This window comes from Zemynaea arenosa (assembly GCF_004614185.1).
GTDB classification, from domain to species: domain Bacteria; phylum Pseudomonadota; class Gammaproteobacteria; order Burkholderiales; family Burkholderiaceae_D; genus Telluria; species Telluria arenosa.
The window spans coordinates 1-11,630 of sequence record NZ_SPVF01000165.1; the positions used below are offsets into that span (position 1 = coordinate 1).

Below are 11,630 nucleotides of genomic sequence, written 5' to 3' on the forward strand. Positions count from 1 at the left end.
GTCCAGCGGCGCCGTGACCACGCCGGCGCCGGCTGCGCGTGGAATCGACGGCGGCGCCGTCGAGCGCGCGCTGGGCAGCGCCATCACGCCGCGCACGCGCAGCATCGTGGCCAGCAATCCCGTACCGCTGCACGCCGCCATGCTGCTGGGCAGCCCGGACTTCATGCAGCGCTAAACCGAGGACGCACATCATGCAACGCAGGGACTTCCTACATTCGATGGCGCTGGCCGGCGCCGGTCTCGTGATCCCCGTTGGCCGCAGCGCCTGGGCCGCCACGGCACCCAGCCCCACGCAGAAAAAGCTGATCGTGGTGATGCTGCGCGGCGCCGTCGATGGCCTCAACGTGGTGGCACCATACGCCGACCCGAACTATCGCATCCTGCGCCCCACCATCGCCCTGGCGCGGCCGGGCCAGGAGGGCGGCGCACTGGACCTGGACGGACACTTCGGCCTGCACCCGGCGCTCGCGCCGCTCCTGCCCCTGTGGCAGCAGAAGAAGCTCGCCTTCGTGCACGCCAGCGGTTCGCCCGACCCCACGCGCTCGCACTTCGACGCACAGGACTACATGGAATCGGCCACCCCCGGCGTCAAGTCCACGCCGGACGGCTGGATGAACCGCCTGGCGGCGCTGCTCCCCGGTACGGCAGGCCCGAGCCGCGCGCTGTCGGTGGGCGCGGTCATGCCGCGCATACTCGCGGGCCGCGCCCCCGCCATCAACCTCCCTAACGGCGCCGCGGGCACGAAAGCCGATGTGCTGGACCGCCCGGCGGTGGCCGCGGCCTTCGATGCGCTCTACGCCAACCATGAGCGCTTCGGCCGCGCCTATGCCGATGGCCGCGCCGCCCACCGCGAAGTCATGGAAGCCGCCGAGTCGCGCGAGATGCAGGCCGCCGACAACGGCGCGCCGCTGCCCAATGGCTTCCCGGACGATGCCGCGCGCCTGGCCACGCTGATGCGCAATGACTCCAACATCCAGCTGGCCTTCATTGCCCTCGGCGGCTGGGACACGCACGCCAACCAGGGCGCCGCCACCGGCCAGCTGGCGAATCGGCTGCAGCCGCTGGGCCTTGGCCTCGCGACCCTGGCCCAGCGCCTCGGCCCGATGTTCGACGACACGACCATCCTCGTGATATCCGAGTTCGGCCGCACCGCGCGCCAGAACGGTAATGGCGGCACCGACCATGGGCACGGGAACGTCATGTGGCTGCTGGGCGGCCGGGTGGCAGGTGGCAAAGTGCATGGCGACTGGCCGGGCGTCGATGACAGCGCCCTCAACGAAGGCCGCGACTTGGCGGTGACGACCGATTTCCGCGCGGTACTGGCCCAGATCGCCGAGCGGCACCTGCGGCTACCGGATACTCAGCTGTCCAGGCTGCTTCCCGCACTGCCGCAAAAGCTTTCCGTACCCCAACTGTATGTTTGATGCCACAGAGGGCCGATACCGTAGTTGTACGGTATTGCAGTGCACAATAAATCGGCCTATATTGGAACCGTCTCCTCCAATTTTTCTCCGAGAATTGGATTCCGGCCCAGGCGAACGCGCTGGGCCTTTTTTTTGCCGCAATCGTTTGCTTCTTGGAAGTGCCCGGTGGGCGTTGGGGTTAGCTGACGGCTTGCGGCGTTTCGCCGGACAGCATCAGGCTGAACGTGCTGCCGACCCCGAACTCGCTGGCAAACGCGATCTGGCCTCCCAGCAGGTTGGCAAGGTTCTGGCACAGATAGAGTCCCAGGCCCGTACCCTCCGCATGGCGCGTGGAGGTCGAGTCCAGCTGTGAAAACGCCTTGAACAGCTTGGCCTGATCCTGGGCCCGGATGCCGGTCCCGCTGTCCGCCACATCAAGCACCGCACCGTCGCCCTCGCGCCGCAAGGTGACGCGCACACCGCCGCGCTCCGTGAACTTGATCGCGTTGTTCACCAGGTTGATGACGATCTGCGTGAACGCGCGCCGGTCCGTGTCCAGCGCCACCGCGTCCTCCGGCACTTCCACGGTCAGGGCGAGGCCTTTGTGCGCCGCCATCTGCCGCAGCGTATCGACTGTCTCCTGCACCAGCGCATTGAGGTTCACGCGCTCCGGCGCGATTTTGATCTTCCCGGCCTCGATCTTGGCGACATCGAGGATGTCGTTGATCAGCGAGAGCAGGTGCCGCGCACTGGTGCGGATGGTGTTGAGCTGCTTTTCCTGGTCGCCGGTGAGAGGGCCGGGAAGCTTCATCAGCAGCGCGCCGGTGAACCCGATGATGGCATTGAGCGGCGTGCGCAGCTCGTGCGACATGTTGGCGATGAAGGCCGACTTCATGCGGCTCGCCTCCGCCAGTTCCACGTTCTTGAGCGCGATCTCGCGGTTGGTCGATTCCAGCTCCGCCGCGTGGTGCGCCAGCCGCGTGTTCAGGTCGATCACCTGGCGCTCGCGCGCCTGCAGCTCGGCGTTGACCTGCACCGCCTGTTCGTAGGTCGAGACCAGCAGATCCAGGATCTGCTGGCGGTCGGCATTGATCACATACTGCTGGTCACCGAGATACAGCCCCACGCCCGCGCCATCGTCGGACGCACGGCGCAGCTGCAGGTTGCGCAGCACATGCGCAATGCGCAGCATGAGGTAATCCTCGGCGTAGGGCTTGCGGATGAAATTATCGGCCCCGCATTCGATGCCGCGGAAGATGTCCTGCGGGTCGGTGAGGGAGGTGACGAGGATGACCGGGATGGCCTTCAGCGCCGCATCCTGCTTGATCTCGCGGCATAGCTCATAGCCGTTCATCTCGGGCATGACGATGTCCGACAGGACCAGGTCCGGCATGCGCTCGCGGATCGCGTCCAGCGCCAGCGCGCCGTTGTGCGCAACCCGCACCTGGTAGCCCTGGCTGTGGATCAGCCGGCGCAGGCGTTCGGCCTGGGTCGGGCTGTCTTCAACGATCAGGATTTCGGTGGATTCGGTGCTTGGGCTGACTGCGTCCAATCTGGTCTCCGCTCGGCATGGGCGTGGCCGACTATACCGGATTGGCCACAGACTGCCCATCCCCTTGGAAACCGTGCGCCCGCCATGTCAGTACAAGGGTGTCCCGGTGCCCGTCCGGCCCGGTGGGCTGGATCGGCGTGGACTCATGGATCACCGCTGCGTCATCCATCAGCAGCAGGGTCCAAGGCTCCAGCATGGTGAAGCGCTTGCCGTTGGGGCCATCGGTCTCGAAGATGCGGGTTTCGCCGCCCTTGATGTGATGCCGCCCGATGAGCAGCACGGCCACGAAGTCGACGCCGTCGCGGTGCGCGCCTTCCGGCGTCGGGCGGCCGATGCCCTCGGCGGTATCGATGCGGAATTGGTGCGCTTCCACATGCCAGCGCGGCTCCGGACGCACGGCCGAGCAGACCGCGCCCAGGGCCGTCACGAGCCGCGTCCAAGCCGGGTTGGCGACGGTGCGCGGGTCCATCGGTTCGAACAGGCGGTGCATGCCGCCGTGCAGGGCGTTGTACTCGACGCTCTGCCAGTGCGGCCGGTGCGCCACCTGTTCCAGTTCGCGGTTCTGCTGGATGAAGCAGGAATGGCGGCGATGCCGGTAGCGGCCACCGTCCTTCAGGTAGTTGTCCGGCGCCAGCTGGTCCCAGCTCGGCACCAGGCTGTCGAGTTCTGCGAGCGTGCAGCCGGCCAGTTGCGCGACGTCGCGCGGCGCCAGCAGCACGTAGCCTTCGGTGCGCAGCAGTTCAGCGGCGCGCGCCGGATCGGAATAGGGGGCGGTCGATGCAGTCATGCCCGACAGCGTAGCACTTTTGACTATGAGTCGTCGGCCACGGCCTCAGAATTGGTAGACCAGTGTGGCCCGTGCGGTGCGCGCTTCGATGGGGTGGAAGTGCACGTCGTCGTGCGCCTCGGCCTCGCCGCGCAGGCGCGAGGCATAGTAGTAGTCGATGGCCGAATCGCGCCGGTTGGTCAGGTTGAAGCCTTCGATCTCGATGCGGGTGCGCTCGTTGATGCGGTAGCCGACGCGGCCATTCAGCGTCACGCTCCGGTGCGAGCGCACGCTGTTGTCTTCCGTGAGCGGGCGCGGGCCAAAGTAGCGCAGGCGCAGCGCCCCTGTCCACGGGCCGCGGTCCACCGTCAGCGCCAGCTGGGCCACGCCTTCCACTGCCCCCGGGATCCACGCCGGGGCGGCGACGCGCGAACGCGCCTTCGCATACGCCGCGTCGAAGTCGATCGAGAGCCAGCGCTGCGGCTTGTAGTAGGCCGAGAATTCCACGCCGTTGCGGCGGCTCGGCGGACCGGCTTCGGTGGTGCCTTCGTCGCCCACGTAGGTCAGCTCGGATTCAAAGTCGAGGCGGTACACCGACAGCGCCAGCTGCAGCTTGGGCACCACTTCGCTGCGCACGCCGATCTCGTACCCGTTGGAGCGTACCAGGCCATCGGCCCCCGCCAGCACGCCGCGCGCGTCGTTGCTGTGGAAGCCGGAACCGGCATTCAGGTACAGCTCCGTCTTTTGCCACGGCCCGAGCGCCACGCCGGCCGAAGGACTGAGCTGGCTGCTGCGCTTCGTGTCGCCGTTCACCTGGAAGCGGTAGCCGTCCGCGCGCAGTCCCGCCACGGTGCGAAACCACTCGTTCCAGTATGCGTGCTCCTCGGCGTAGACACCGGTGCTGCCTTCCACGATATGGTCCTCGCGCACTGCATCGAGCTTGATGCGCTCGCGCGTGTGGTACAGCCCATTGATGATGTTGTCGTTCTGCGCCTGCACGCCGACGGTGAGCAGGTGATTGCCGGCCTGGCTCCCGCTTGCGCTGTGATAGTGCCAGGTGCGGCTCGCGTTCAGGCCTGTTGTCACGCGCCGGTCCGGCTGCGCGAACTGGTCGCCGTCCACCGGGTCGTTGAGGTAGTAGCTGAAGTTGGAAAACAGATCCAGCTTGTTGCGGATGATGTAGACGCTGACCTTGTCCGCCGAGTCGTTCCCCGTGCGGCGCCACACGCCGGACAGGCTGGTACGCTGGGCCGCGCCCCCATCGCTGCCATCGATCGCATCGAAGCGGCCCAGCGTGCCGTCTTCCACCGCGCGCAGCGGAATCTGGTCGGTCGAGTTCCACCGTCCGCGATAAGCCATCGCGGTGATAGAGAGGCCATTGTTGGCGTAACCGAGCGAGTAGCGCAGCACGGCGTTGAGCTTGCGGTAGTCGTCCGGCCGGGTGAACGGGCCGTCGTTGTGGACCGCTTCCAGCGCGTACAGCAGGCTGCCGTCCGCAAAGTCCGGCGAGCCCGCCACCACCGCACGCGCGTAGCCGTTCTGGCCCACGGTGGCGCTGGCGACGCTGCGCGGCAGGCGGTTGGAATACACGATCGACGCGCTGCCGGCGGAAGCGAAGTCGCCCGCCTGCGCCGAGTACGGACCCTTGCCGTAATCGAGGCGCGCGGTGATTTCGGGGATCAGGAAGTTCAGGTCCGTCCAGCCCTGGCCGTGCGCGTGGCTGCGCTGGTTGACGGGCATGTCGTCGAGCGTGGTGCGCAGGTCGGTCCCGTGGTCCAGGTTGAAGCCGCGCAGGTAGAACTGGTTGGCCTTGCCCTCGCCACTGTGCTGGCTGGCGATGATGCCCGGCGCCGCCTCCAGCAGTTCGCCAGGGCGGTAGATCACGCGGGCGGCGAGTTCCCGCTGCGAGATGCTGCCGGCGCTGGCGCTGTCGGCGATCCCGAGCTGGCTGGCGCGCGCGCCTTCCACCAGCACGCGCTGGAGCACGAAGTCGTCGGCATGCGCACTTCCAAAGGCGAGCGCCAGCACGCCCGCCAGCCGCGTGGAACGCGTCACGGTGCGGCCTGTTCGGTCACGCGCGAAGTGAAGGTCAGCGTGCGCACGCCTTCCGGCGCGCGCACGTTGAGCGTATTGACCTCATCGGCCAGGAAGTCGCTGAGCACCGCGTCGTGGTAGCGCGCGATGCTGGCCAGCGGCGTCTTTTCGGCTTCGCGGAACACGGTAACGGTGTCGGTGTCGAGCTTCACGCCGACCCAGTTGAGAGTCACGCGCTTGCCGTCCGCGCCGAGCAGGTAGAACTGCTTTTCCACGTATTTGCGCAGGATGGCTTCGTCCTCGGGCTGGGACAGGTCGATCTGGCGCTGGTACAAGTTCGTCAACAGGGCCTCGATGTCGTGGGCCATGTAGGTGTGGACGATTTCCGTGCTGCCGGTGCTGGCGTTGTAGCTCACTTCCGTCAGTGCGGCGTGGAAGTTGTGCGCGGAGGCCGTCAGGCTGGCGGCGAGGAGGAGGGCGGCGGCGAGGAATTTCATGCCGCTATTGTAGCGAAAAAGCCCGGCATACAAGGCTGTATGCCGGGCTTTCAGCGGGAACGAAAAACGAAAAGCTTACTCGATGAACGAGTGCTTGACCGCGTCCAGCAGCGGATTATCGCGGCCGGTGGTGGTGCCGTGGTTGATCAGCCAGATGATCGCGCCACCGATGGCGGTCTGCGGGTTCTTCACCCACGCGCCCTTGGCCGCGATACTGGCCTGGTCTTCGTAGCTGACCATGCCGCAGTTGACCCCGTGGCCGCTCTTGCCGCCGCCCGAGTACGAGCGGTAGCCCATCTTGGCCACGTCATCCCAGTGGTAGGTGCCGCTGGTGAGGAACCCGAGGCGGTTCAGCTCCGTGTAGCTCCAGTCGGTGTCCGAGTTGAACACGTCGGTGACCGGCTGGTTCGGCGCGGTGACCGGCGACCGGTAGCAGAAACCGTAGAAGCCGATGCCCAGGCCCAGCTTCTTGCGCGGCACGCCCTTGTCGGCGTACATCTGGATGCTGGAGCTGATGTCCATCGGATGGCTGCTGGTCTGGCCTTCGAGCGGCGCGAAGGTGGTGCTGGTCCAGCCGTCCGCGTTGTAGCCCATCCCGTAGCTCATCAGGTTGTACTGGTCCACGATGGAGGCGATGGTCACACTGAAGTCGGACACGTGGTCCGTGTTGACGTTCAGCGCATAACCCGGGAAGGTGATGATGAAGTCCTTGCCCGCACCCTGCCAGCGCGCGCGCTGCTTGGCGCCGGCGCGCAGGTCGGCGATCAGCGCGGTGAGGCGGAAGTGCGCCAGCTCGGTATCCAGCACATCCTCCCAGTCCACGTCGATGCCGTCGTAGTCGTGCTGCTCCAGGTAGTTGAGCAGGTTGGTCACGAAAGTGGGGCGCACGCGCGGATCGGTGGAGCGCAGGAAGCCCGCGCCGTCGCCCATCCCGCCCAGCATGAGGATGGCCTTGACACCCGCTGCATGCGCGCGGCCGATCATGTAGTCTTCGGCGCTCTTGCCTTCCACGAGGCCCTGCTGGTGCGAGGTGCCTCCGCCCAGCACGACCTGGCCCGGCTGGCCGCCCAGCGTACCGGCGCCCGGCGCCACGCGGCCGAAGGCCAGGTGGGTCATGGCGCTGTAGTCGACCGTGCGCGGATCCTGGCTGGCGTCCCAGCTCCAGCCGGCGTAGTAGCCCATCACCCACGGCTTGGCGCTGGTGGAGGCCGGGATGGTCTCCAGCGGCGGCAGCACGTCCGGCGGCGGCGGGTACTCGGCATTGATCATGACCGTCAGGGTATCGCTCACGCCATGCGCGTCGGTCACCTTCAGGGTCACCTTGTACTTGCCTTCGGTGGCAAAGGTGTGCAGCAGCGAGGACCCGGAGGCGGTGCTGCCGTCCCCGAAGTCCCAGCTGTAGGATGCGACGGGGTTGTTCTCCGCGTCGGTCGACTGGTTGGCATCGAAGCGGAAGGTCAGCGAGGTCGTGCCTTCCAGCTTGGACGTCATGCGCGCGTTCGGCGGCGTGTTCGCGCCACCGAGGATGAACGCCTGCTTGACCGCGTTGAGCAGCGGGTTGTTCAGGCCATCCGGGCTGCCGTAGTTGATGGTCCACAGGATGGTGCCACCCAGGCTGTTGGCGCGCACCCACTTGCCCTTGGCCGCGATGCTGGCCGGGTCCTCGTAGGTCAGCATGCCGGAGGTCGCGGTGTTGTACTCCGCGTGGCCGGTGAAGCCGCCCTCGTAGGTGCGGTAGCCCATCTGCGCGACCGGATCCCAGGTGTAGGTGCCGGCCGAGAGGAAGCCGCCATTCACCAGGTTCGCGTACGACCACTCCGAGTCGTTGTTGCTGAGGTCAGACACGGTCTGGTCCGGGCCCGTCACCGGCGGCGCGTAGCTGTTGCCGAAGAAGCCGATGCCGATGCCGATCTTCGACTTCGGAATGCCTGCATCCGCATACGCCTGCACGGTGCTGGAGATGTCGCTCGGGTGCAGCCCGGATTGGCCGCCGATCGGCGCGAAGTGCCAGGTGGTCCAGCCGCCGAACGGGAAGTTGATGTTGTAGCTCATGATGTTGAACTGGTCCACCAGGCCGGCCACTTCCACTTTCCAGGCCGGGACGGTTTCGTAGTTCATGTTCATGATGTAGGTCGGGAAGCTGACCACCAGCTGGCGCGGCGCCGCGTAGCGCGCACGCTGGGCCGCCGCTGCCTTGAGCTCCTTCAGGAAGGCGATCAGCTGGCCGGTCTGCTGCGGCGTGTCGATGCTGTCTTCCCAGTCCACGTCCACGCCGTCGTAGTCATGCGCGACGAGGTAGTCCAGCAGGTTCTTGATGAAGACCGGACGCATGGAGTTGGTGGTCGACTGCACGAAGCCCGGGCCATCGAAGTTTCCGCCCAACATGAGGATCGCCTTCGAGCCTGCGTTGTGCGCGCGCTCGACCAGGTAGTCCTCGACGCTCTTGCCGGTCACGCCGGCGGGCAGCTGGCCGGGCGTGTGCGCGGTCCCTGCGCCGAGGCGGATTTCGCCCGGCTTGCCGCCCATGGTCGCGCCATCGCCACCCGGTGCCACGCGGCCGAACACCACGTGCGTCATCGAGGTCATGTCGATGTTCTGCGGCTGGTAGTCGGCCCAGAACCAGCCGGCGTAGTACCCGGTGACCCACGGCGTGCTGCCGGTGGTGGGGGCGCCGACGAGAACCGGCACCACGATGCTGCTGCTAGCGCCCTGGTTGTCGGTGACCACCAGCGTGGCGGTGTACTGGCCTGCCGCCGCATACGCATGGCTGGCGGTGGCGCCGCTGCCGCTGCTGCCGTCGCCGAACGACCAGGAGTAGGAGGCGATCGACCCATCCGGATCGCTCGAGGCGCGGCCGTCGAAGGCCACGTTGAGCGAGCCTGGCGTGACCACCGCGCTGCCCTTGGCCACCGGCGCCTGGTTGACGGCGGCGACGCTGACTGGCACGTTCATGGTGGCGCTCGCGCCCTGGTTGTCCTTCACCGTCAGCACGGCCGTGTAGTCGCCGGCCTTGGCGTAGGCGTGGGTGACGCGCGCGCCGCTGCCGGTCTTGCCGTCGCCGAAGTTCCAGCTGTACGAGGCGATCGAGCCATCCGGGTCGCTGGATGCGGAACCGTCGAAGGCCACCGACAGGCCGGTCACGGTGCCCGTGGCCTGTGCTACCGGATTCGCATTGACCTTGCCCACCACCGTCGCCGTGAAGCTCTTGGCGGTGGTGTTGCCGAAGTTGTCCTTGACCGTGAAGGTGATGGTGTAATCACCCGGCTTGGCATACATGTGCGAGACGTCCATGCCGCTGCCGGTCTTGCCGTCGCCGAAGTTCCAGGTCCAGGCTGTGATGTAGCCATCGGAGTCGGTGGAGTCGCCGCCGCCGAACACCAGGATCGGCTCACCGGGGAACTGCGACCAGGTGACCACTGGCGTGGGCGCTGCATCGACCTTCACCTGCACCGCGACGGTGGACTTGGCGCCCGCGTTGTCGGTGACCACCAGGCTGGCCGCGTAGGTGCCCGCGCGCGCGTACGCGTGGGTGGCGGAGACGCCGGTGGCGCGCTCCCCGTCGCCGAAGTCCCAGGCGTACGACGCGATGGTGCCGTCGGCATCGGTGGACTTGGCGGCGCTGAACGCCACGCTGAAGGAATTCTTGGTCTGCACCGCGCTCGCACGCGCGACGGGTGCCTTGTTGGCCGCGGATGCGGCACTGCTGGTCAGACTCAGGAGAACAAGGAGCGACGCGGACAGCGCGCCCCCGGTGGCACGCCATCGTGGCGGGCACCTCGGGTGTTCGTTTTTCATATGGCCTCAGTTTTTCGTTTGATATGCCAGCCGTTTGCCTGGCCTACCTGCGCTCATGCGCGGTCGAAGAACGAGCCTGGATACCTGGGACGCAGTGTTCCGGCTCTGTACTTATCCGGTAAGTTTGCCACTGGGAAATAAAGTTGCAACAGAATGCTACCGAGTAGCGGACAGCATGCAGGCGGGTATCGATTATTGATACCCGCCTGTGAGGGGGGAGATTTACTTGGCCGCAGGCACCGGGGCCGGCGGCTGCTTGTCTTTCGCCGCGTCTTTCGGCGCGTCCTTGGACTTCAGCGGGGTGCGGAAGTCCTTCATCATGTCGCCGCCGCCGCGCTCGGACTTGAACAGTTCGAGGCGCGACTGGGTCGCCTTGCGCGGCCAGGCGTTGTTGGACTGGTCGATATCCGCGGTTTCCCAATACGGATCCTGGACGAGGCTCGTCATCGGTTCGTCGGTCACCAGCAGCTTGGTGATCTTCTTCGGCGAGTAGCGCCACACTTCGGCCGGAACGCGCTCGATGTACTTTTTGCCGCTCGCGAGCTGGATCTCCAGGATCAGCGGCATCACCATGCCCCCATGGTTCGAGAAGTCGACCAGGTACAGGTGCTTGCCCTCGGCCAGCAGCTTCTTCTCCCAGTCTTCCAGTTTCTCGGTCTGCTCGGCGTAGGTGTTGCGGTCCTTGTTGGTGACGGTGTAGTCGTCATGCTCGTTATAGAAGTCCTTCAGCTCCGGCTTGCGGTCCACATAGCGCTTGCTGCCCTGGTCGCGCTGTTCGGTGATGGAGATGGGCTCCGCGTCGTGCTGCGCCTTCTTCCAGGCCTTCTCCTTCTCCGGATCCTTGGACGAGACGCCGTACTCGGTGATGCCGTCGATCGAAATGTCCACCGCGTCGGTGGTGTAGAACCAGCCGCGCCAGAACCAGTCGAGGTCCGTGCCCGACGCGTCCTCCATGGTGCGGAAGAAGTCCGCCGGGGTGGGACGCTTGAACTTCCAGCGCTGCGCGTAGGTCTTGAAGGCGTGGTCGAACAGGTCGCGGCCCAGGATGGTCTCGCGCAGGATGTTCAGGCCCGCCGCCGGCTTGGCGTAGGCGTTGTTCCCGCGCTGCAGGGTGGACTCCGCGTTGGTCATGATCGGCACCTGGTTGCGGCTGGCCATGTAGTTCGTGATGAAGCGCGCGTCGCCGCGGCCCATCGGGTAGTCGGCTTCCCACGCGCGTTCGGCCAGGGATTCGAGGAAGGTGTTGATGCCTTCGTCCATCCAGGTCCACTGGCGCTCGTCCGAATTGACGATCATCGGAAAGTAGTTGTGGCCGACCTCGTGGATGATCACGCCGATCAGGCCATACTTGGTGCGCTTGGAGTAGGTGATCTCGCCGGTCTTCTTGTCCTTGGTCGGACGCGGGCCGTTAAAGGAGATCATCGGGTATTCCATGCCACCCACCGGGCCGTTCACCGAAATCGCGACCGGGTAGGGGTAGTCGAAGGAATATTTGGAGTACTCGTTGATGGTGTGGATGATGGCGGCCGTGGAGTACTGCTCCCACAGCGGGTTGCCTTCCTTGGGGTAGTAGGACATCGCCA

At 66.2% G+C, this 11,630-nt stretch carries 7 protein-coding genes; 1 reads left to right on the forward strand and 6 read right to left on the reverse strand.

Annotation, left to right across the window (positions count from 1 at the left end):
* Positions 1-191: 191 nt before the first annotated feature.
* Positions 192-1,424: a DUF1501 domain-containing protein gene (locus tag E4L96_RS13380; RefSeq protein ID WP_135207728.1), complete on the forward strand. Its 1,233-nt coding sequence runs from the start codon at positions 192-194 to the stop codon at positions 1,422-1,424.
* 178 nt (positions 1,425-1,602) lie between these two features.
* On the opposite strand, the gene E4L96_RS13385 is transcribed toward E4L96_RS13380, so the two are convergent.
* From E4L96_RS13385 to E4L96_RS13410, 6 genes are all read right to left on the reverse strand, one after another.
* Positions 1,603-2,955, reverse strand: coding sequence for a hybrid sensor histidine kinase/response regulator (locus tag E4L96_RS13385; protein WP_229414455.1), 1,353 nt, complete (start codon positions 2,953-2,955; stop codon positions 1,603-1,605).
* A gap of 31 nt (positions 2,956-2,986) precedes the next feature.
* The gene (locus E4L96_RS13390) at positions 2,987-3,742 is read right to left on the reverse strand and encodes a 2OG-Fe dioxygenase family protein (RefSeq protein WP_135207730.1); all 756 of its coding nucleotides are present in this window, start codon (positions 3,740-3,742) and stop codon (positions 2,987-2,989) included.
* Between the two features lie 45 nt (positions 3,743-3,787).
* Positions 3,788-5,776: a TonB-dependent receptor gene (locus tag E4L96_RS13395; RefSeq protein WP_229414457.1), complete on the reverse strand. Its 1,989-nt coding sequence runs from the start codon at positions 5,774-5,776 to the stop codon at positions 3,788-3,790.
* Complete coding sequence (locus E4L96_RS13400) at positions 5,773-6,252, reverse strand: DUF6702 family protein (RefSeq protein WP_135207731.1); 480 nt, start codon at positions 6,250-6,252, stop codon at positions 5,773-5,775. The genes E4L96_RS13395 and E4L96_RS13400 overlap by 4 nt, the downstream gene beginning before the upstream one ends.
* A gap of 75 nt (positions 6,253-6,327) precedes the next feature.
* Entirely contained in the window at positions 6,328-10,047 is a 3,720-nt protein-coding gene (locus E4L96_RS13405; protein ID WP_135207732.1) for a PKD domain-containing protein, read from the reverse strand.
* A gap of 222 nt (positions 10,048-10,269) precedes the next feature.
* The coding region (locus E4L96_RS13410) for a M1 family aminopeptidase (protein WP_167758685.1) at positions 10,270-11,630 on the reverse strand (1,361 nt) is incomplete at its 5' end.